18 protein-coding genes and 1 tRNA gene are annotated in these 20024 nt (G+C 62.1%); 7 read left to right on the forward strand and 12 right to left on the reverse strand.

The genetic code is table 11. The features are described from left to right. Nucleotides 1-130 precede the first annotated feature (130 nt). The 3 genes from FHT75_RS12975 to FHT75_RS12985 form a co-directional block, all read right to left on the reverse strand. Nucleotides 131-1123: an Hsp33 family molecular chaperone gene (locus tag FHT75_RS12975; RefSeq protein WP_183844905.1), complete on the reverse strand. Its 993-nt coding sequence runs from the start codon at nucleotides 1121-1123 to the stop codon at nucleotides 131-133. Between the two features lie 89 nt (nucleotides 1124-1212). Then, the gene (gene argF, locus FHT75_RS12980; RefSeq protein WP_028756221.1) at nucleotides 1213-2127 is read right to left on the reverse strand and encodes an ornithine carbamoyltransferase; all 915 of its coding nucleotides are present in this window, start codon (nucleotides 2125-2127) and stop codon (nucleotides 1213-1215) included. 40 nt (nucleotides 2128-2167) lie between these two features. Then, entirely contained in the window at nucleotides 2168-3367 is a 1200-nt protein-coding gene (locus tag FHT75_RS12985) for an aspartate aminotransferase family protein (protein ID WP_048338255.1), read from the reverse strand. A gap of 423 nt (nucleotides 3368-3790) precedes the next feature. Here FHT75_RS12985 and FHT75_RS12990 point away from each other — a divergent pair, with 423 nt between their 5' ends. Further along, nucleotides 3791-4324, forward strand: coding sequence for a GcrA family cell cycle regulator (locus FHT75_RS12990; RefSeq protein WP_028756986.1), 534 nt, complete (start codon nucleotides 3791-3793; stop codon nucleotides 4322-4324). 259 nt (nucleotides 4325-4583) lie between these two features. Here FHT75_RS12990 and phoB read toward each other — a convergent pair whose 3' ends face one another. The 7 genes from phoB to phoR form a co-directional block, all read right to left on the reverse strand. Further along, entirely contained in the window at nucleotides 4584-5267 is a 684-nt protein-coding gene (phoB, locus tag FHT75_RS12995) for a phosphate regulon transcriptional regulator PhoB (protein ID WP_003545181.1), read from the reverse strand. Nucleotides 5268-5414: 147 nt separating this feature from the next. Continuing rightward, nucleotides 5415-6128 carry a phosphate signaling complex protein PhoU gene (gene phoU, locus FHT75_RS13000; RefSeq protein WP_028756987.1) on the reverse strand — a complete coding sequence of 238 codons (714 nt, stop codon included), beginning with the start codon at nucleotides 6126-6128 and terminating at the stop codon, nucleotides 5415-5417. 44 nt (nucleotides 6129-6172) lie between these two features. Then, entirely contained in the window at nucleotides 6173-6988 is an 816-nt protein-coding gene (gene pstB / locus FHT75_RS13005; RefSeq protein ID WP_003556197.1) for a phosphate ABC transporter ATP-binding protein PstB, read from the reverse strand. A 15-nt stretch (nucleotides 6989-7003) separates the two neighbouring features. After that, nucleotides 7004-8323 carry a phosphate ABC transporter permease PstA gene (gene pstA, locus FHT75_RS13010; RefSeq protein ID WP_047617053.1) on the reverse strand — a complete coding sequence of 440 codons (1320 nt, stop codon included), beginning with the start codon at nucleotides 8321-8323 and terminating at the stop codon, nucleotides 7004-7006. Continuing rightward, nucleotides 8320-9801, reverse strand: a complete 1482-nt coding sequence (pstC, locus tag FHT75_RS13015) for a phosphate ABC transporter permease subunit PstC (RefSeq protein WP_097544946.1) — start codon at nucleotides 9799-9801, stop codon at nucleotides 8320-8322. The genes pstA and pstC overlap by 4 nt, the downstream gene beginning before the upstream one ends. Nucleotides 9802-9963: 162 nt before the next feature. Further along, nucleotides 9964-10998 carry a substrate-binding domain-containing protein gene (locus tag FHT75_RS13020; protein ID WP_047617056.1) on the reverse strand — a complete coding sequence of 345 codons (1035 nt, stop codon included), beginning with the start codon at nucleotides 10996-10998 and terminating at the stop codon, nucleotides 9964-9966. 361 nt (nucleotides 10999-11359) lie between these two features. Then, nucleotides 11360-12583, reverse strand: coding sequence for a phosphate regulon sensor histidine kinase PhoR (gene phoR, locus FHT75_RS13025; RefSeq protein WP_028756991.1), 1224 nt, complete (start codon nucleotides 12581-12583; stop codon nucleotides 11360-11362). A 242-nt stretch (nucleotides 12584-12825) separates the two neighbouring features. Between phoR and ppk2 the strand changes: the two genes are divergently transcribed. After that, nucleotides 12826-13707, forward strand: coding sequence for a polyphosphate kinase 2 (ppk2, locus tag FHT75_RS13030; RefSeq protein WP_028756992.1), 882 nt, complete (start codon nucleotides 12826-12828; stop codon nucleotides 13705-13707). A gap of 19 nt (nucleotides 13708-13726) precedes the next feature. Here ppk2 and FHT75_RS13035 read toward each other — a convergent pair whose 3' ends face one another. Continuing rightward, a complete protein-coding gene (locus FHT75_RS13035) occupies nucleotides 13727-14914 on the reverse strand; it encodes a regulator (protein ID WP_183844904.1) in 1188 nt (395 codons plus the stop codon). A gap of 287 nt (nucleotides 14915-15201) precedes the next feature. Between FHT75_RS13035 and FHT75_RS13040 the strand changes: the two genes are divergently transcribed. The 4 genes from FHT75_RS13040 (at nucleotide 15202) to FHT75_RS13055 (ending at nucleotide 18886) form a co-directional block, all read left to right on the forward strand. Then, nucleotides 15202-16161, forward strand: coding sequence for an NAD(P)H-dependent flavin oxidoreductase (locus tag FHT75_RS13040; RefSeq protein ID WP_028757465.1), 960 nt, complete (start codon nucleotides 15202-15204; stop codon nucleotides 16159-16161). A 122-nt stretch (nucleotides 16162-16283) separates the two neighbouring features. Continuing rightward, a tRNA-Thr gene (locus FHT75_RS13045) sits at nucleotides 16284-16359 on the forward strand. Nucleotides 16360-16535: 176 nt separating this feature from the next. Further along, entirely contained in the window at nucleotides 16536-17009 is a 474-nt protein-coding gene (locus tag FHT75_RS13050) for a hypothetical protein (RefSeq protein ID WP_097543253.1), read from the forward strand. Nucleotides 17010-17395: 386 nt separating this feature from the next. Further along, complete coding sequence (locus FHT75_RS13055; protein WP_097543252.1) at nucleotides 17396-18886, forward strand: MDR family MFS transporter; 1491 nt, start codon at nucleotides 17396-17398, stop codon at nucleotides 18884-18886. A 151-nt stretch (nucleotides 18887-19037) separates the two neighbouring features. Here FHT75_RS13055 and FHT75_RS13060 read toward each other — a convergent pair whose 3' ends face one another. Further along, nucleotides 19038-19415: a nuclear transport factor 2 family protein gene (locus tag FHT75_RS13060; RefSeq protein ID WP_097543251.1), complete on the reverse strand. Its 378-nt coding sequence runs from the start codon at nucleotides 19413-19415 to the stop codon at nucleotides 19038-19040. A gap of 127 nt (nucleotides 19416-19542) precedes the next feature. Between FHT75_RS13060 and FHT75_RS13065 the strand changes: the two genes are divergently transcribed. After that, a complete protein-coding gene (locus FHT75_RS13065) occupies nucleotides 19543-20004 on the forward strand; it encodes a MarR family winged helix-turn-helix transcriptional regulator (protein WP_097543250.1) in 462 nt (153 codons plus the stop codon). The last annotated feature ends 20 nt before the right edge of the window (nucleotides 20005-20024 follow it).

The raw sequence follows: 20024 nt of genomic DNA on the forward strand, positions 1-20024 counted from the left end.
AGATTGCCGAGGCCTGCCCCTCATCCGCCTGCCGGCACCAACAGGGGTCGAGACGAGTGGTTCGACCCCGGTAAGGTTAGGGTGAGGGGCAGCTATCCGCGCAAGCGGGACAGCCTTGGCAAACACTCTACTATTCAGCTGGCTGAAGCTCGGCCGGCTCGAAGCGGTAGGTGGTCGAGCAGAATTCGCAGGTCACGGCGATCTCGCCGTTTTCCTGGCTGGCTTCGATCTCCTCGGCCGAAAAGCCCTTCAGCACGCCCTTGATCTTCTCCCGCGAGCAGCTGCAGCGGTCGAAGACGGCGCGCGGTTCGTAGACGCGCACGCCACGCTCATGGAACAGGCGGAACAGCAGCCGTTCGGTCCCGACCAGCGGATCCGTCAGTTCGTCGGCGTCGATGGTCTCGACCAGCGAACGGGCTTCGACCCAGGCATCGTCCTCGCCATGCAGGCGGTTGACGGTGTCGCCGTCGCCGCCGTGGAGATCCGGCTGGCGCATGCGCTCCGGCGCCTCCGGCAGGAACTGGGCGACAAGGCCGCCTGCCCGCCAGCGATGGCGCGGCTTGCCCGCCTCGTCACGATCGAAGAGTTCGGCCGCGGCCAGGCGCACGCGCGTCGGGATCTGTTCCGACTGGCGGAAATAGACGCCGGCGATCTCCTCCAGCGAGGTGCCGTCGAGCGCGACGATGCCCTGATAGGGCTGGCCGAACTTGCCCTGGTCGATGGTGAAGGCGAGCACGCCCTTGCCGAGCAATTGCTCCGGCTCGGTTTCGCCTGCTTCAATCGCCCTGTTGAGCAGCGCCTGATCGAAACGGGCATAGGCGCGGACATTTTCCGGCGTCGAGAAATCGGCGACGAGAAGATCGACCGGGCCATCGCCCTTGGTCTGCACCGTGAACTTGCCGTCGAATTTCAGCGAGGTTCCGAGCAGCACCGTCAGCACGACGACTTCGGCAAGCAGCCGGGCGACGGGAGCGGGGTAATGATGGCGCTCGAGGATCGCATCGAGCATCGGGCCGAGCTGGACGGCGCGGCCGCGCACATCCAGACCCTCCACCTGAAAAGGGACGACATGGTCATCGCCGGCGAAATCAAACTGGCCGAGGGCGGCTGCAGCTTCTGCCATGGCTTTCACTCCTAGTTTTCAAGCGACTGCCCAGCGTGGCCTTCGCTCGCGCGGTCGCGAGTGTGTGACTCGCGACACCAGATTATGGTTCAGATCGCGCCCAGGCACCAAGCAAGAATCGACTTCTGCGCATGAAGGCGGTTTTCCGCCTCATCGAAGACTACGGATTGCGGACCGTCGATCACTTCGTCCGTCACTTCCTCACCACGATGAGCAGGCAGGCAATGCATGAACAATGCATCATTGCCGGCCTTCGCCATCAAAGCCGCGTTGACCTGATAAGGCTGGAAGACATTGTGACCCCGGGCCCGATGTTCCTGATTCATGGAGACCCAGGTATCGGTCACCACGCAATCGACGCCGGCGACCGCACGGTCGGCATCATGGCAGAGCATGATTTCGGCGCCCTCATTGCGGGCCCAGTTCAGATAGTGATCCTTGGGCTCCGAGCCAAGGGGCACGGCCATGTTCATGCGATAGCCGAAGCGCGCAGCCCCTTCGACCAGCGAATGCAGCACATTGTTGCCGTCGCCGGTCCAGGCGATGGTCTTGCCCTTGATCGGGCCGCGATGCTCTTCGAAGGTCATGATATCGGCCATGATCTGGCAGGGATGGGTGTCATCCGTCAGCGCATTGATCACGGGCACAGTCGCGTGCTCGGCAAGCTCCAGCAGCCTGGAATGCTCGGTGGTGCGGATCATGATCGCATCGACATAACGCGATAGCACCTTGGCGGTGTCGCCGATCGTCTCGGCGCGGCCGAGCTGCATCTCGGTGCCTGACAGGAACAGCGTTTCGCCGCCGAGCTGGCGCATGCCGACATCGAAGGAGACGCGGGTGCGCGTCGACGGCTTCTCGAAGATCATCGCCAGCATCTTGCCGGCGAGCGGCTTGTCGCCCGTGCCGGCCTTGAAGGCCTGCTTGCGGGCGAGCGCATCGTTCATGATGGTTCTGAGATCGGCTGACGTGACCGCCGAAAGATCGAGGAAATGTTTAGGAGCCATAGTCTTCTTACCTGTGCTGCGCCCGCAGGCGGCAATCCCTTCAAGCCGTCTTCTTGACCTTGGAGGCGCGAATGCTCTCGGCAGCGCGCTCGATGCGGGCAAGGCCCTCGCGGGCTTCCTCGGCGGTGACCACGAGGGGCGGAAGAAGGCGGATGACATTGTCGCCGGCGGGCACGCCGAGCAGATGGGCGGCGCGGATCGCCTGCAGCAGTTCGGCCGAGGGAATGGCCGCCTTGACGCCGAGCAACAGCCCCTCGCCTCTGATATCCTCGATCACATCGGGATAACGGTCCTTCAGCGAAGCCAGGCCCTGGCGGAAGACAAGTGCGACGTCGCGCACCTGCTGGAGGAAGCCATCGGCGAGAATGATGTCGAGCACGGCGCTGCCGACGGCCATGGCGAGCGGATTGCCGCCATAGGTCGAGCCGTGCGTGCCGGCCTTCATGCCGGAGGCAGCCTCTGCAGTGGCAAGGCAGGCGCCGAGCGGGAAACCGCCGCCGATGCCCTTGGCGACCGCCATGATGTCGGGGGTGACGCCCGACCATTCATGGGCGAAGAGCCTGCCGGTGCGCCCGACGCCGGTCTGGACCTCGTCGAGGATCAGCAGCAGGCCATTTTCGTCGCAGATCTGGCGAAGCGCCTTCATGAATTCGGGGGTGGCCGGACGCACGCCGCCCTCGCCCTGCACCGGCTCGATGAGAATTCCGGCGGTGGCATCGGTGATCGCGGCGCGCACCGCTTCGATGTCGCCGAAAGCCACCTGATCGAAACCGGGCGCCTTGGGGCCGAAGCCCTCAAGATATTTCTCCTGGCCGCCGGCGGCGATCGTCGCCAGCGTCCGGCCGTGAAAGGCGCCCTCGAAGGTGATGATATGGAAGCGCTCGGGATGACCCTTGGAATACTGATAACGGCGCGCCGTCTTGATCGCGCATTCGAGCGCCTCGGCGCCCGAATTGGTGAAGAACACCTTGTCGGCAAAGGTGGCGTCGGTCAGCCGTTTGGCCAGACGCTCCTGGCCGGGGATCTCATAGATGTTGGAGAGATGCCAGACCTTGTCGGCCTGCTCCTTCAGCGCGCCGACCACATGCGGATTGCTGTGGCCGACCGAAGTGACGGCGACGCCGGCGCCGAAATCGAGATATCGCTCGCCGCTTTCGGTGATCAGCCACACGCCCTCGCCTCGCTCGAACCGCAACGGGGCACGAGAATAGGTGTCATAAAGCGGCGCGGCTTCAGCCATAGCGCGATCTCCCATCGATGTTATCAAGCTCCGGACTCCGGCTAAGAAAACCAGGCCCGAAAAATCAAAAATGCCGCCTTGCGGCGGCGACTGGCACTATTTCCTTTTCGCGCTGCAATGTCAACAAAACTGCGCCCTTAGCGCATGCAGCAAGCTTGTACAGCAGCATTATCCGTCCTCAACAGGCATTATTGCAGAAATGCCACGCCGGGGCAGCAAGTTGGGGAAAACTTGAAATTCGATTCATCCGGATTCATGCGACTCTTGTCACGGAGTCAGCCTCACACTAGGTTAAAGTTCAATTACTAGACTGCATGCGGCGGAACTAGTCACCAAAATTGATCAAGCGTTTCTTGTTTCGGAGCCTTCCGGGACAACGGTGAGGGATTCTGCCATCACCAACGCAAAAGGTGGAGACAGGGCATGAACTGGACAGACGAGCGGGTCGAGAAACTCAAGAAGCTCTGGGCCGAAGGACTGAGCGCCAGCCAGATCGCGGCACAACTTGGTGGCGTCAGCAGAAACGCGGTCATCGGCAAGGTGCATCGGCTGAGCCTCCCCGGCCGTGCCAAGGCCGGCGGTACCGCCAATGCCGCCCGAACGCCGAAACGCAATACTTCTGCGCCGCGCGCGCCGAACTACGCCTCACGGGTCGCCACTCGCACCGTTACCCGCCAGCAGGGCGCGACGATGCTGAAGGAAGAGATCGAGATCGAAACGATCGAGGAAATGGAATACGTGCCGAGAGGCAACGTGGTCGTTCCGATTTCCCGACGCCTCGGCCTGACGGAACTGACCGAACGCACCTGCAAGTGGCCGGTCGGCGATCCGCTGAAGGATGACTTCCACTTCTGCGGCTGCGAATCCCCCGACAATTCGCCCTATTGCAGCTATCACCAGAAGCTTGCCTACCAGCCGGTCAACGAACGCCGCCGGGCAGCAGCGCGGGCCAGCTGAGCGGGTAACATCGCCGCACATGAGAAACGGGCCGACTGGCCCGTTTTTTTGTAGTTATTGGTTCGCGCGGATGGCTGCCCCTCATCCGCCTGCCGGCACCTTCTCTCCGCTTGCGGGGCGAAGGGGATATGCCCGACCTCTCCGTTCCCCGCTGACCTCTCGCAGGGCACGTGCCCTCGCCCCGTTTTACGGGGAGAGGGTTAGGGTGAGGGGCAGACGCTAGCTCGAGCGACGTTGTCAGCAATCAGAATGGAGGCCCTCAGGCTTCCATCGAATAACCGGCACCGCGGACGGTGCGGATGACGTCCTGCATGTTGGAGAAATTCAGCGCCTTGCGCAGGCGGCCGACATGGACGTCGACGGTGCGTTCGTCGACATAGATATCGTGGCCCCAGACGCCGTCGAGAAGCTGCGAGCGGGAGAAGACCCGGCCCGGCGACGACATCAGGAATTCCAGCAGGCGGAATTCGGTGGGGCCGAGGCGGACTTCGCGGGTCTTGCGATGGACCCGGTGGGTTTCACGGTCGAGCTCGATATCGCCGCATTTCAGCACCGTCGACAGCACCTCGGGACGGGCGCGGCGCAGCATCGCCTTGACGCGGGCGACGAGCTCGGGGGTCGAGAAGGGCTTGACGACATAATCGTCGGCACCCGTCGAAAGCCCGCGGACGCGTTCGCTCTCTTCGCCGCGCGCCGTCAGCATGATGATCGGCAGGCGCTCGGTTTCCGGCCGCATGCGCAGGCGCCGGCAGAGTTCGATGCCGGAGACGCCAGGCAGCATCCAATCGAGGATGAGCAGATCGGGCGTGCGCTCCTGAAGCCGCATTTCGGCTTCGTCGCCACGAAGGATGGTATCGACCTCGAAGCCTTCCGCTTCGAGATTGTAGCGAAGAAGCACGCTCAGGGCTTCCTCGTCTTCAACAACTGCAACTCTCGGGATCATGCGTGTCGGTCTCCTCGCGCATGATCCTTGAACCGGGGATGGTTCAAGCAATGCATCCTGCGCAAATTCAGAATTGGCTGCGACCTCTTTGCGCGCCCCGGATGGGCGCGCACGCAAGCTTCTAGCCCGGCCGTCCGGCCCGGGCGGTTATTCGGTTACCGCGCCGACGGTGTTGGCGCTGTCGTCTTTCGGACGATCGCCTTCCGGCTGCGCACCTGTCGCCATGTAAAAGATCGTCTCGGCGATGTTGGTGGCGTGGTCGCCGATGCGCTCGATGTTCTTGGCGCAGAAGAGAAGATGCGTGCAGCTGGTGATGTTGCGCGGATCTTCCATCATGTAGGTCAGGAGCTCGCGAAACAGCGAGGTGTACATCGCGTCGATCTCGTTGTCGCGTTCGCGGATCGCGTTCGCCTTGTCGGCGGAGCGATTGGTGTAGACATCGAGCACTTCCTTGAGCTGGACGAGCGCCAGTTCGGAGAGATGCTCGAGGCCGCGGGCGAGCTTGCGGGGAACGCCGGTGCTTTGGACGGCGATGACGCGTTTGGCGGTGTTCTTGCCGAGGTCGCCGACGCGTTCGAGATCGGCGGCGATGCGGATCGAGCCCATGATTTCGCGCAGGTCCGCGGCCATCGGCTGACGGCGGGCGATGGTGACGATCGCCTTGTCGCCGATTTCGCGTTCGGCGTGATCGAGGATCACATCGTCGGAGATGACCTTCTGCGCCAGCGCGGTATCGCCGTTGACCAGCGCCCGCACGGCTTCGGCGACCATCTGCTCGGCCAGGCCGCCCATTTCGGAAATCCGCCTGGACAGGAACTTCAGATCATCATCATAGGCAGAATAAATATGTGTCGATGCCATGGGGCTTTATCCTCGAATAACGGAAAGGCTTGGTGACGCCAGGATCAGCCGAAGCGACCCATGATGTAATCCTGGGTGCGCGGATCGTCCGGATTGGTGAACATCTTGTCGGTGTCGTTCTCCTCGACGAGATTGCCGAGGTGGAACATGGCGGTGCGCTGCGAGACGCGCGCGGCCTGCTGCATGGAGTGGGTAACGATGACGATTGTGTAGTTCTCGCGCAGCTCGTGGATCAGTTCCTCGACCTTGGCTGTGGCGATCGGATCGAGCGCCGAGCAGGGCTCGTCCATCAGGATGACCTCAGGGCTGACGGCGACGGCACGGGCAATGCAGAGGCGCTGCTGCTGACCGCCGGACAGGCCGGTGCCGGATTCATGCACGCGGTCCTTGACCTCGTTCCAGAGGCCGGCGCGCTGCAGGCTGGTCTCGACGATCTGGTCGAGATCGGCCTTCGACTTGGCCAGGCCATGGATGCGCGGGCCGTAGGAGACGTTTTCGTAGATCGTCTTCGGAAACGGGTTCGGCTTCTGGAAGACCATGCCGACGCGGGCGCGAAGTTCGACGACGTCGATATCCGGATCATAGATATCGTCGGTATCGAGCGTGATCTTGCCGGTGACGCGGCATCCGTCGATCGTGTCGTTCATGCGGTTGAGGCTCCGCAGGAAGGTCGACTTGCCGCAGCCGGACGGGCCGATCAGGGCGGTTACGGTGTTTTCGCGGATGTTCAGGTTCACATCGAAAAGCGCGCGCTTTTCGCCGTAGTAAACCGAGACATCCTTTCCGATCATCTTATACGGGACGTTGCTCATCTTGTGATCCAGCGCCTTTTCAACTGCAGCTTCCGTCAACATGTTCATGATGTTTAACTCCGTTTACCAGCGGCGCTCGAAGCGACGACGCAAGAGGATGGCGCCCATGTTCATGACGATCAGGAACAGGAGCAGAACGATGATGGCACCCGAAGTACGCTCGACGAAGGCACGTTCGGCCTCGTTGGCCCACATATAGACCTGTACGGGCAGAGCCGTCGAGGGATCGAGCGGCGTCGTTGGCGCGTTGGCGACGAAGGCGACCATGCCGATCAGGAGCAGCGGCGCGGTTTCGCCGAGCGCATGCGCCAGGCCGATGATCGTGCCGGTGAGGATGCCGGGCATGGCGAGCGGCAGAACGTGGTGGAACACCATCTGCATCTTGGAAGCGCCGAGGCCGAGGGCTGCGGCGCGGATCGACGGCGGCACGGCGCGAAGAGCGGCACGCGTGGCGATGATGATCGTCGGCAGGGTCATCAGCGTCAGCACCAGGCCGCCGACCAGCGACGCCGAGCGCGGCAGGCCGATGAAGTTGATGAAGACGGACAGACCGAGCAGACCGTAGACGATCGAGGGAACCGCGGCGAGGTTGTTGATGTTGACCTCGATCAGGTCCGTCAGCTTGTTCTTCGGCGCAAACTCCTCGAGATAGATCGAGGCGGCGACGCCGATCGGCAGCGACAGCACCAGCACGATCAGCATCAGGTAGAGCGAGCCGATGAGGGCGACGCCAAGGCCTGCGGCCTCCGGACGGCTGGAGTTGCCGTTGACGAAGAGGCCGGTGTTGAACTGCTTGTGAAGAGCGCCGCTCGCCTTCAGCTCGTTCATCCAGCCAACCTGCTTGTCGTTGACCTTGCGGTTCTTCTCATCGACCGAAAGATCGATCTGGCCCTTGTTGGCGCTGTCGACATTGGCGTCGGCAAGCACCGTGACATTGACCGTCTTGCCGATGATCGACGGGTCTGACATGACCATGTCGCGCAGCTGGATCGGGGCGCTCTTCGACAGCATGGCCGAGGCATCGCGCACATCAGGGCGACTTGCGGCATTGATGTTCAACTGCTTGACGATCGCGTCGCGCAGGAGAACCGGATAGTTGGCGGCGATCAGCACCGAAGGGTCGGTCGCACGCTTGTTGTTCGGGTCGATCGTCTTCTCGGCGAATTCGATCGGCAAGGTGATCGCCGTCTGCTGGAAGGCGGTGTAGCCCTTGCCGATCACCGTCCACAGCAGGATGAAGAGGAAGACGAGACCGAAGGTGATGGCGGCAATGCCATAGGCCTGGAACCGGCGCTCGGCGGCATAGCGGCGCTTGATGCCGATATCGCGGCGCGGTGGCGCCTTGGAAACGGTGACGCCGGCGGGAGAAACAATATCCGTCATTCGTACTGCTCCCGGTATTTGCGCACGATGTAGAGCGCATAGATGTTGAGGCAAAGCGTGATGCAGAACAGCGTGATGCCAAGGGCAAAGGCAACCAGGGTCTGCGGCGAAGTGAACTCGAGGTCGCCGGTCAGCTGGTTGACGATCTTGACGGTCACCGTCGTCATCGGCTCGAAGGGGTTGATCTGGATGCGGGCGGCAACACCGGCGGCCAGCACGACGATCATGGTTTCGCCGATGGCGCGCGAGGCGGTCATCAGCAATGCGCCGACGATGCCGGGAAGGGCTGCCGGCAAGACGACTTTCTTGATGGTTTCGGAGCGGGTGGCGCCAAGACCGAGCGAACCGTCACGCAGGGCCCGCGGCACGGCGGTGATGATGTCGTCTGACAGCGAGGAGACGTAGGGGATCAGCATGATGCCCATGACGATGCCGGCCGTCAGAACGCTCTGCGCCTGGATGAAATTCGAATAGCTGCCGGACAAAAGACCGCTGATCTGGGCGGAGAAATCGCGCAGGAACGGGCCGACGGTGACGAGCGCGAAGAAGCCGTAGACGATCGTCGGAATGCCGGCGAGCACTTCGAGAAGCGGCTTGGCGACCCCGCGCACCTTCGGCGAGGCGTATTCGGCCATGTAGATGGCGGCAAAGAGGCCGACCGGCACGGCGACCAGCATGGCGACCAGGCCGATGTAAACCGTGCCGAGCAGCAGCGGGATCAGGCCGAACTGACCGAAGGAGGAGCTGCCGGCGCCGGCAAAGCGCGGATCCCAGACGGTGCCGAAGAAAAAGTCGGCGGCGGGAACCACGGCAAAGAAGCGGGCGGCTTCCGACAGCATCGAAAGCACGATGCCAATCGTCGTCAGGATGGCGATCGAGGAGGCGAGCAGCAGGCCCCAGAGCATGACGCGCTCGACCCGGTTGCGGGCGCGGAAGCGCGGGGCGATGGAACGCAGCGCATAGAAGGCGCCTGATACAGCCAGAATGAAGACGATCGCGGTCATGGCGAGGCGGCTCGTCATGCTCTTGGCGTTCAGCGTCTTGGCGGCATCGACCATGTAGGGCTGCGGCTGGCCGGCGAGCGGCACGCCCTTTTCGAGGAGCTTGGCCTGCAGGGCGGCCGGATCGTTGGCGACTGCCGCGGCTTCATCCGAAGTCAGCATCGTCAGGCCGCGGGCGACCGTCGCCACCATCGAATAACCAAGATCCTGCTCGACCGAGGCCTGAGCCTTGACGTCGGCAGGGAAGGCGCTGCGAACCGAGGACTGGATGATGCCGGGGCTGACGGAGAGCCAGACGCAGAGGACGATGAGGGCGGGAAGAACAGCCCAGATCGCGGCATAGGCGCCGTAATAGGCCGGCCGTGAATGCAATGCGGAGGATCTGCCTCCGGCAAGCGCCGTGGCCCGGCTTCGCGCGACCAGATAGGCGGCGGCACCGATCACCACAAGGCACAAAAGTATGATGGATGTGCTCATTCGTTACGTCCCCAAGCCCGTGGCCCCAAAGCCCGGCAGCTTCACAGCCTGCCTTCAGCTTCCAATCATGCGGAATGAATTTAACCCGCAGCACCGAAAACGCCGGCGCGAGGGATAAGGCAATGCCGGCGCGGGCCTGAAGGCACCGCGCCGGCAAAGTGATTACATGGACTTGCCGGCTTCGACGTCCTTGCGGATCGCTTCGCGCTCGGCATCCGGAGCGGCAACCAGGCCGTATTCGACGAGCGGGCCGTCAGGGCCGATCATCTGGTCGGATACGAAGAAGTTGACGTATTCCTTCAGGCCCGGAACGGCGCCGAGATGTGCCTTCTTGACGTAGAAGAACAGCGGGCGGGAAACCGGGTAGGTGCCGTTCGCGATCGTTTCCGTCGAGGGAACGATGCCGTTTACGCTGGCAACCTTGAGCTTGTCGGCGTTGTTTTCATAGAAGGAAAGGCCGAATACGCCGACGCCGGTCTTGTTGGCGGCGATGCGTGCCAGGGTTTCCGGATAGTCGCCGTCGATGTCGACAGCAACGCCGTCCTTGCGGACTGCGACGCAGGCCTTGCCCTGGGCCGCCTTGTCGGAGATTTCCTTGGCGATGACGTCGGTTGCGCCAGAAGCCTTGCAGCCGGCGGCGAGAACGTTCTGTTCGAAGACTTCGCGCGTGCCGTGCTTTTCGCCCGGGATATAGGCAGCGATATCAACAGCGGGAAGCTTCGGGTTGACTTCCGACCACTTCTTATAGGGGTTGGCGACGAGCTTGCCGTCGACGACGACCTGGGCTGCGAGGGCCTTGTAGATGTCGGCAGGAACGTAGGCAACGTCAGGGTTGGAAGCGTCGGTTGCGAAGACGATGCCGTCGTAGCCGATCCTGACTTCCTGGATATCCGTCACGCCGGCAGCCTTGCAGGCTTCGGCTTCGTTCTTGTTGATCGGACGCGAGGCGTTTGCAATGTCGATGGTGTCTTCGCCAACGCCCTTGCAGAACTCCTTCAGGCCAGCGCCCGTGCCGCCGGATTCAACGACCGGCGTCTTGAAGTTGGTGAAGGTTTCGCCGAAGGACTCGGCAACGATCTTTGCGTAAGGCAGGACGGTGGACGAACCAGCAACCTGAATCTGGTCGCGGGCGACGGCAGCGCCAGCGAAAGCAGCAGTTGCAGCGAGCGCGGCAACGGTGAGCTTGAAGGTGTTCATGTAAATCTCCCGGCATTGGGCTTGTGTGAGTGCGGCCTGTAGAGAGGCCCTCGCAGTGCCTTTTTTCATCGGCGAGACTCTCTTAGCGGTTTAAGCACCGTCCTTTTATGTCAAAGCGATGAAACATTTGTGACAGCTTAAGATGCTGATTTATAATGGAAAATTTTGAAGACGCCGATCCATCGTGTCGGCGAACGGCAAAGTCCGGCGACCAATCCACCTTACGTTGTAGAAATCGGCTTCATATCCTGATGGGGAGACGGCGGCTTTCCGCACTACATCCTTTCACCAAGGTTGTTCCGTGTGATTTGCCCCTCACCCTAACCCTCTCCCCGTAAACGTGGCGAGGGGACATGCCCTGTCAAAAGCGCACGGTGAAATCGGTGCCCTTGCCGACTTCGGATTTGACGATCAGCCGTGCGCGGTGGCGGGTGAGGATGTGTTTGACGATGGCCAGGCCGAGGCCGGTGCCCTTCTTCGAGCGGCTATCCTCGATGCTGACGCGATAGAAGCGCTCGGTCAGGCGCGGCACATGCTCGGCCGGAATGCCCGGACCCTTGTCGACGATACTGACCTCGACCGGCTGGCCGGTGCCATTCTTCAACCAGACGTCGACGATCTCGCCCTCCTGGCCGTATTTGCAGGCGTTTTCCATCAGGTTCTCGAAGACTTGGACAAGCTCGTCGCGGTCTCCCAGCACCTCGACCTTGCCCTCGGGCAGATGCAGGTTGATGTCGACGCCGACATCCCTTGCCAGTGGCGCCAGGGAATCCCTGACATGGCCGAGCAGCGGCACCAGGTCGATCTTCTCGTCCGGCGCGATGTGCGATTTCAGCTCCAGGCGGGAGAGCGACAGCAGGTCGTCGACCAGCCTGCTCATCCGCGTCGCCTGGTCGAGCATGATGTTGAGGAAGCGCGCCTGCGCCTTCAGATCGTTCTTCGCCGGCCCCTGGATGGTCTCGATGAAGCCGCGCAGCGAGGCAAGCGGCGTGCGCAGCTCATGGCTGGCATTGGCGACGAAATCCGAGCGCATGCGGTCGATGCGGCGGACCTCGGAAATATCGCGGAAGGAGAGGATGAAATAGCGCTCATGCGGCCCGTCCCCGGCCGCGAATTCAATGGGCGCGCTGCGGACGATATAGACGCGCTCGGAGGGCAGCCGCTCGGAATGCTCGATCTGGTTCGGCGCGTTGGTGGCGATCGTCTCACGCACCATGTCGAGCACGCCGGGCGAGCGCAGGCGGGCCGATATATGGGCTCCGAGCGCCACCTCGCCGAAGGCCTTTTCGGCGGCGCGGTTCTGGAAGAGCACCGAGGCATCGTCCGACAGCAGCATGACGGGGAAATCGAGGCCGGAGAGCGTGGCGGAAACCTCCGGCAGGCGGCTTGGCGGCAGCTCCGGCTTCATCTCCACCGGCGGGGCGGGTTCGGCCTCGATGATGGGCGCCTCGTTGAAAAGCGCGGTGAGGATCATCACCAGCAGAAGGACAAGCACAACCCACTTGTTCATGCCGGCGGCAAGCGCGATCAGCGCGCTGAGGATCGCCGCAAGCAGCACCGGCCGTTCGCGCCTTATGCGCGCCAACAGGCTTTTTCTCCATGGAGTTTCGTCTGGCAAGTGCCCTCGCGGCGTCGATTCGTTTTTCTTTATATTGGAACTCTGCCTGATAGCGGCAATTCATGACAGAAGTTTTCGGGCTGCCGCCCCGAAGCGAAAGGCCGCCACCGAAACCGACGAAAAAGTGCCGGCCATCCGCGAAAGATTTGATTTTCAACGGCAACTATGTTCGCCTGCGGGAAGAGAACAATCAGGCTGAGGAGGAACATATGGACGAGGACGTCGAAAACAGGGCCGTCGAGCTGGAGATCCGCGGAAAGAAACGCATCTTCGATGTCGACGATCCCGTCCTGCCGGACTGGGTGGAGGAAAACGCACTGGAATCCGGCGATTTTCCCTACAAGAAGAAGCTCAAGGAAGAGGACTATCTGGAGCAGCTGGAAAAGCTGCAGATTGAACTCGTCAAGGTGCAGTTCTGGCTGCAGGCGACCGGCAAGCGGGTGATGGCGCTGTTCGAGGGACGCGATGCTGCCGGCAAGGGCGGTGCGATCTCGGCCTCTTCGGCGCATATGAATCCGCGCCTTGCGCGCGTCGTGGCGCTGACCAAGCCCACCGAGCGCGAGCAGGGGCAATGGTATTTCCAGCGTTATGTCGCACAGTTTCCGACGGCTGGCGAATTCGTGCTGTTCGACCGCTCCTGGTACAACCGGGCCGGCGTCGAGCCGGTCATGGGTTTCTGCACGCCGCAGCAATATGAGGATTTTCTCAAGCAGACGCCGCAGCTCGAAAAGATCATCGCCCATGAGGGCATCTTCTTCTTCAAATTTTATCTCGATATCGGCCGCGAGATGCAGCTCAAGCGCTTCCACGACCGCCGCCATGATCCGCTGAAAGTCTGGAAACTGTCGTCGATGGACATCGCGGCGCTGACCAAATGGGGCGATTACAGCGATAAGCGCAACCGGATGCTGAAGGAAACCCATACGGATTTTGCGCCCTGGACGGTGATCCGCGCCAACGACAAGCGGCGCGCCCGCCTCGAACTGATCCGCCACATGCTGAACGCGATGGATTATGACGGCAAGGATAAAAAGGCGCTCGGCACGGTCGACGAAGAGATCATCGGCTCGGGGTCCGGGTTTCTGAAATAAGGCTTTCCGAAATAGGAGTTCACTGCCCCGGCAGGATGCGGATGGCAAAGAGGTTGATGCCGCGCGCCTTGCCGTCGAGATCGCTGTTGATCGTCAGCGTGCCCGGCGCATTCGGCGCCAGCGAGCGGTCGAACTTCACCTGCAGCAGCGCATCCGACTTTTCCCGGGTGACGTTGAAGCGATGGCGGGCGCAATTGCCGAGCGACTGGAAATTGCATTCGACGGTGACCTGGGTCGGCTCGTCGGTGGTCGATTGCAGCGTCAGCGCGATCGTCGAGGATTTGCCGGCAAGCTGCTGCAGCACCGATGACGGCACGCTGATCGAGATATTGCCATCGGCTGCACCGCTCTCGGAAATCAGGCGGATGGCGGGGCCGTCATTCTCGGCGATCTTTTCGGTGCGCGCCCTGGGACCGCTCTTAATCTTGTCGGCGTCCTCAGGCTTGAACAGCGGGATCCAATCGGCCGAAAAGCTGTTCTGCGGATCGATGGTCACCGGCTGGTCGGTGGGAGAGGCCGTATTGCCGGCGCTGTCGTCATTGCCGGTGAAATCCTCGGGCTGGGTGCTTGCCGGCGGATTGGCAACGCTGGTGTCGCGCTCGGCTGCGGTCAACAGCAGGCCCGACGTGTGCGCCCACCAGGCGCCGATGCCGATAAAGGCCAGCAGCACGCACCAGACGAGCAGCCGCGAAAAGAATTTGCGCGGCTTGCGGCGGCCGGCCGCCCGCTCCGGGCGGAAATCCATGTTGGTGGCGCGCTGGCCGCGGGCAAGGCGCTCCTCGCCGACCGGCGCGGCGGCCAGATGATCGCCACTGCCGGCATGCACGTCGTCGAGGCTCGCTTCATCGCGGCGGCCGAAGCTCACTTCGGGGGCGCGGGTCTCGCCCGACACGGCGGGACTGTCGATATCATCCACCTCGTCGCGGTGGACTGGAGGTGCCGGCATTTCCACGACCGGCGGCACGGGCACCTCAGGCGGCCTCTGGCGGGGGTGAAGGCGGTCACGCTCCTCGCTTTCGATGGCGTGGATGGTGCTTTCCAGGCGATGGCGATGATGGGCAACAACCTCGGTGTCGGTGATATCCTGCTTGCGCAGACCGGCTTCGAGCGCCTGGCGGGCCGACTGGTAGATCCTCGCTCGAACCTCCGGATTGTCGCGATCGGAGTTTTCGAGCGCTGTTCTGATGGCCGTTTCTAATCCGCTCACATCCAGTCCTTCACCATGAACTCGGCATCGGACTGCAATCCCCGCCGTTCTCTCTCAAAATTCGGTAGCGTCAAGTGCGGCAAACCGCAAGCCTTGCAGGCCTGGCCGCGGTTGATCGGCGAGGATAATCGGCAGCTTTCAGCACATGCGGACCTTATTCTATCAGCCTTCTCAGACCTATATATTCGGGGTGAAATCGACGAAGGCATGGCAGCCGCTCTTTTATCGCCTTTTCATCTCTGTTATGAGATTGACGTTTTCGTAAACGTCAATGGAAGTGATGAACCATGGCCCTGCCCGCGATCCTGAGGGATAAACTGAGACTGCCGGTCATCGGCTCGCCGCTGTTCATCATCTCGCATCCGGCGCTGACGCTGGCGCAATGCAAGGCAGGTGTCGTCGGCGCCTTTCCGGCGCTGAACGCCCGGCCGGAAAGCCAGCTCGACGAATGGCTGGCCGAGATCACCGAGGAGCTTGCCCGCCACGACGCCGCCCATCCGGAGCGGCCGGCCGCCCCCTTTGCCGTCAACCAGATCGTCCACATGTCGAACAAGCGGCTGGAGCATGACCTCTCGCTCTGCGTCAAATACAAGGTGCCGATCGTCATCTCTTCGCTCGGCGCCGTGCCCGAGGTCAACGCCGCCGTCCATTCCTATGGCGGCATCGTGCTGCATGACATCATCAACAACCGCCACGCCCATTCGGCAATCCGCAAGGGGGCCGACGGGCTGATTGCGGTGGCGGCCGGCGCCGGCGGCCATGCCGGCACGCTGTCGCCCTTTGCGCTGATCCAGGAAATCCGCGAATGGTTCGACGGGCCGCTGCTGCTCGCCGGCGCGATTTCCACCGGCGGCGCCATCCTTGCCGCAGAAGCGATGGGCGCCGACATGGCCTATATCGGCTCGCCTTTCATCGCCACGCAAGAGGCGCGCGCCGCCGACGCCTACAAGCAGGCGATCGTCGAAGGCGCCGCTGGCGACATCGTCTATTCCAACTATTTCACCGGCATACACGGCAATTACCTCAAGCCCTCGATCGTGGCGGCCGGCATGGACCCCGACAACCTGCCGCTGGCCGATCCCTCGAAGATGGATTTCGAGCAGGCGACCGGCGGCGCCAAGGCCTGGAAGGACATCTGGGGCAGCGGCCAGGGCATCAGCGCCATCAAGGCCGTCGAGCCGGTGGCGAACCTCGTCGACCGGCTGGAGGCCGAATACAAGGCGGCGCGTGCCCGGCTGGCGCTCTGAGCCGCGCCTACTCGGCCCCTCCCCTCTTTTTTGCCAAAGCCATGACAGGGCGCTTGAAATCTTCCAACAATGGCTGTATCAGCGCCATGCAAATCGCGGGCCGCATGCTTCGGCCGTGAAATGCCGCTTTAGCTCAGGTGGTAGAGCACATCATTCGTAATGATGGGGTCGCAGGTTCGAGTCCTGCAAGCGGCACCATTTCTTTATAAGCCTCTCTTAAAATCCTGCGTTTGCCTTGAGCTGCATTTGGCCGCTCTGCAGGCAAAATTTCAGCAATTGGAGCCTCTTCACTCATGGCGGCTGTGCTGCCATTCATCTAACTATACGCGACCGATATCGATCGAACGAGAGCAGGTTGGCGATTAGGAGGATCCATGAGGACATCGCTTTTAAGCATCGCGCTTTTCACATTTGGTTTGTCCGCTGCGCAAGCAAAAGACTTCCCGCTCGCCTCATGTGCTGGATGGAACGGAACGCTCGTCAGCAAGACCGGCATCGATTCAAGCACAGCAGTGATGGAAGGCAAGCTCACTCGGGCCGACTTCCAGGAATATTGCAAGCGAGACCCAGGATGGGAGACAACAGCCCATGGCGGCAAACTGACCGTCAAGCAGTGCGTAGCGATGTACACAAAAGAGAATGGGAAAGACACTTTCCGTTCCACCGCCAATTGTAGCGAAGGCACCCTGTCCTTCGAACCTTCTGCCGGAACACCGCAGAGTGTCACTTTCCCACTACCAGAGAATTCAGACATATCGTGCGCTTCGGGGATGCCGCCGCTGATCGAGCAGTTCAGCCTTCTCTGCCCTCAGGCGGCGCGGGAGTTTCATTTGATGGATGACGAATGACAGGAGGGCTGTTTCAACCGCCAACAGACTGGTCAGCTATCGGGCGGGCCAAAATCCGGACAGCCGACGCCGGGTTGCCCCGCCGGTTCCGCGGAGAGCGGGACGACCGGCGAGGCCTGCCCGCAATGAAGATCGGGCCGATTGCCGCCTGACTGCCTGATAGAATGAAGGGCTCCGGGCGAGGTGGCACTCCGATCGAAGTGGCACCGGGGCCTTCGCTTCGGCCGCTCCCACCTCGGACGAAAACAACAGCTGCCGCGGGAACGGCTTTACGACTCGCGACTGCGGACGTAAAACTACCCGTCACTCCGCAAGCGGCGCATCGCCCCACACCCAGCCAGCCCGCCGACATTTCCGGCCATGCGGAGCACCCGAAGAGGATCGTCATGTCGAATGCAGCGCAACGCTCGAACCGCGTGCTTATCGTCGCCACCATCATGCTCGCGACCTTCATGGTGGCGATCGAGGCGACGATTGTGGCGACGGCGATGCCGCGCATCGTCGGGCAGCTCGGCGGCTTTTCCTATTACAGCTGGGTGTTTTCGGCCTTCCTGCTGGCGCAGTCGACGACCACTGTTATCTACGGCAAGCTTTCCGACATTTTCGGGCGCAAGCCGGTGCTGATCGGCGGCATCCTGATCTTCCTCGTCGGCTCGCTGCTTTGCGGGTTTGCCTGGTCGATGATGTCGCTGGTGCTGTTCCGGCTGCTGCAGGGGCTCGGCGCCGGCGCCATCCAACCGGTGACGATGACGATCATCGGCGATCTCTTCAAGCTCGAGGAACGCGGCCGCGTGCAGGGCGCGATGGCGACCGTCTGGGCGACCTCGGCCGTCGTCGGGCCGCTGGCCGGCGGCATCATCGTCGACAACATCTCCTGGGCCTGGATCTTCTGGATCAACCTGCCGATCGGCATCATCTCGATCATCGCCTTCATGATCTTCCTGAAGGAGGATGTGGCGCACAAGCAGGCAAAGATCGACTACCTCGGATCGGTGCTGTTTTCGATATCGATTGTCGCACTGCTCGTCATGCTGACGGAAACCGATGCCAGCGCCTGGATTCTGATTTCGCTTTTTTCCGTCTTCGTGGTCACGGGCCTTCTCTTTCTCGCCCAGGAGAAGCGGGCGCCGGAGCCGATCATTTCGATCCCGCTCTGGAGCCGAAGGCTGATCGCAACCAGCAATGCGGCGACGCTGCTCGCCGGCATGGCGCTGATCGGGCTTTCGACCATCCTGCCGATCTATGTACAGGGCGTGCTCGGCCGCTCGCCGATCGTGGCAGGCTTCACACTCACCATGCTGGTCGTCGGCTGGCCCCTGTCGGTGATGCTCTCCAGCCGCTTCTACAAGGCCTTCGGCATCCGCCGCACCTTGCGCGTCGGCAGCCTGCTGTTTCCCTTCGGCGCCTGTTTTCTTCTGTTCCTGACACCGGAGAGTTCGCCTGTTATTGCCGGCGCCGGTTCCTTCTTCATGGGCTTCGGCATGGGCCTCATCAGCCTCACCAGCATCGTGCTGGTGCAGGACAGCGTCGAATGGGCGATGCGCGGCAGCGCCACCGCCTCGATCATCTTTGCCCGCAGCCTCGGCAATACGCTCGGCGCCACCGTGCTCGGTGCCATCCTCAATGCCGGCATCAATCACTATGCGAGCGGCGAGGCGGCGGCGGGCCTGCATGAGGCGCTGAACCAGCCGACCGGGCTTTCGGCGCTCGCCGCCGATCCTGCCATCCGCTCGGTCTTCAATGCGGCCCTGCACTGGAGCTTCTGGGGCGTGGTCGTCGTCGCGGTACTGACCTTCTTCACCACCTGGCTGATCCCGGTCGGGGCCGGCCGGAAGCGCGAGGGGGCGGCCGTCGCAAGCGAGGCGGCTTCGCATTGAGCGGTTCGGCTTACGGACGCGCTCCGGGCAAACCGCTTCGCACGTCTCCTGAATCTCGTTGTCGACGAGATTGTCTCGAAATGCAGAGGTGATTTTCCGGACATGTCGGCAGCAACGCGCCCGGAGCGGTCACCACCTCCGGCATATTTCCTTACAGGGCATCCCGGATATCGAAGCGGACGATCTTGTCGCCTTCGATGCGGAAGATATGCGTGACGGTCTTGTCCTTCAGGCCATGGCTTTGCCCTTCCAGCGGCCGGCCATCGAGGTCAAAGACCGACTGGATCACCTCGACAGCCACAGTGCCATCGTCCGTTTCCGCAAAGGCGACCGGCTCGACATGTGGACTGATGACAGCCCATTGGCGTGTCCAATAGTCGCGCACGGCCTCACGACCATGAACATGGCCGCCATCCATGCCGTTGGCCCAGGCGACATCGTCGGAAAGGACGGCGAGGACAGCGTCGATGTCCCTGGCGTTGAAGCCGGCATAGACGCGCTTGAGCATTTCGACGTCATTGTTGGACATGTCATTTCCTCAATGGAGATTGAAAGATCAGCTCGGCGGCATCAAACGATATTGCCGAATGCCGCGCATCAATATACATACGTACATATATATCTTATGGTCAAGCGCAGGCAAGAGGTCAAGCGGAATGGATGAAGACGTGCTTTCGACGCCGGGGCATCTCATCAGTCTTGCGGCGCGCGGATTTGCGCGCTTGAGCGAAACACGCCTCAAACCGCTCGGCTTCGGTGTCGGCCAATTGCCTGTGCTGGTGGCGCTGCAAGATGGCAAGGCAAGCACGCAGCGCGATCTCGCGCGCTTTGCCAGGGTCGAGCAACCGCCGATGGCGCAGATGCTCGCCCGCATGGAGCGGGATGGCTTGATCGAGCGGACACGCGACCCGGCTGATGGCCGCAGCAGCCGCATCGTGCTGGCCAAGGCTGCCCGGGACGGCATGCCGGAGGCGATTGCGGCCTTGTTCCAGGGGAATGAAGAGGCATTGGCCGGGTTCACGGATGCGGAAGCAGCACAACTTGTCGGTCTGCTCAAGCGGCTGATCGACAATCTGGATCAGATTGCCAACGCGGAGTCGGCGTCAAGCGATTGCTGAGTTTTGGCCAGGCGGAGAAT

It is taken from the genome of Rhizobium sp. BK112 (genome assembly GCF_014193215.1).
GTDB classification, from domain to species: domain Bacteria; phylum Pseudomonadota; class Alphaproteobacteria; order Rhizobiales; family Rhizobiaceae; genus Rhizobium; species Rhizobium anhuiense.

What these genes read in the sequence shown, in the direction of transcription:
- FHT75_RS12985 (WP_048338255.1), bottom strand. Translation starts at nt 3,367, where the DNA reads ATGGCTGAAGCCGCGCCGCTTTATGACACCTATTCTCGTGCCCCGTTG.
- FHT75_RS13055 (WP_097543252.1), top strand. Translation starts at nt 17,396, where the DNA reads ATGTCGAATGCAGCGCAACGCTCGAACCGCGTGCTTATCGTCGCCACC.
- FHT75_RS13020 (WP_047617056.1), bottom strand. Translation starts at nt 10,998, where the DNA reads ATGAACACCTTCAAGCTCACCGTTGCCGCGCTCGCTGCAACTGCTGCT.
- FHT75_RS13040 (WP_028757465.1), top strand. Translation starts at nt 15,202, where the DNA reads ATGGCCCTGCCCGCGATCCTGAGGGATAAACTGAGACTGCCGGTCATC.
- FHT75_RS13060 (WP_097543251.1), bottom strand. Translation starts at nt 19,415, where the DNA reads ATGTCCAACAATGACGTCGAAATGCTCAAGCGCGTCTATGCCGGCTTC.
- FHT75_RS12975 (WP_183844905.1), bottom strand. Translation starts at nt 1,123, where the DNA reads ATGGCAGAAGCTGCAGCCGCCCTCGGCCAGTTTGATTTCGCCGGCGAT.
- phoU (WP_028756987.1), bottom strand. Translation starts at nt 6,128, where the DNA reads ATGGCATCGACACATATTTATTCTGCCTATGATGATGATCTGAAGTTC.
- pstB (WP_003556197.1), bottom strand. Translation starts at nt 6,988, where the DNA reads ATGAACATGTTGACGGAAGCTGCAGTTGAAAAGGCGCTGGATCACAAG.
- argF (WP_028756221.1), bottom strand. Translation starts at nt 2,127, where the DNA reads ATGGCTCCTAAACATTTCCTCGATCTTTCGGCGGTCACGTCAGCCGAT.
- FHT75_RS13065 (WP_097543250.1), top strand. Translation starts at nt 19,543, where the DNA reads ATGGATGAAGACGTGCTTTCGACGCCGGGGCATCTCATCAGTCTTGCG.
- pstC (WP_097544946.1), bottom strand. Translation starts at nt 9,801, where the DNA reads ATGAGCACATCCATCATACTTTTGTGCCTTGTGGTGATCGGTGCCGCC.
- FHT75_RS12990 (WP_028756986.1), top strand. Translation starts at nt 3,791, where the DNA reads ATGAACTGGACAGACGAGCGGGTCGAGAAACTCAAGAAGCTCTGGGCC.
- FHT75_RS13050 (WP_097543253.1), top strand. Translation starts at nt 16,536, where the DNA reads ATGAGGACATCGCTTTTAAGCATCGCGCTTTTCACATTTGGTTTGTCC.
- pstA (WP_047617053.1), bottom strand. Translation starts at nt 8,323, where the DNA reads ATGACGGATATTGTTTCTCCCGCCGGCGTCACCGTTTCCAAGGCGCCA.
- phoB (WP_003545181.1), bottom strand. Translation starts at nt 5,267, where the DNA reads ATGATCCCGAGAGTTGCAGTTGTTGAAGACGAGGAAGCCCTGAGCGTG.
- ppk2 (WP_028756992.1), top strand. Translation starts at nt 12,826, where the DNA reads ATGGACGAGGACGTCGAAAACAGGGCCGTCGAGCTGGAGATCCGCGGA.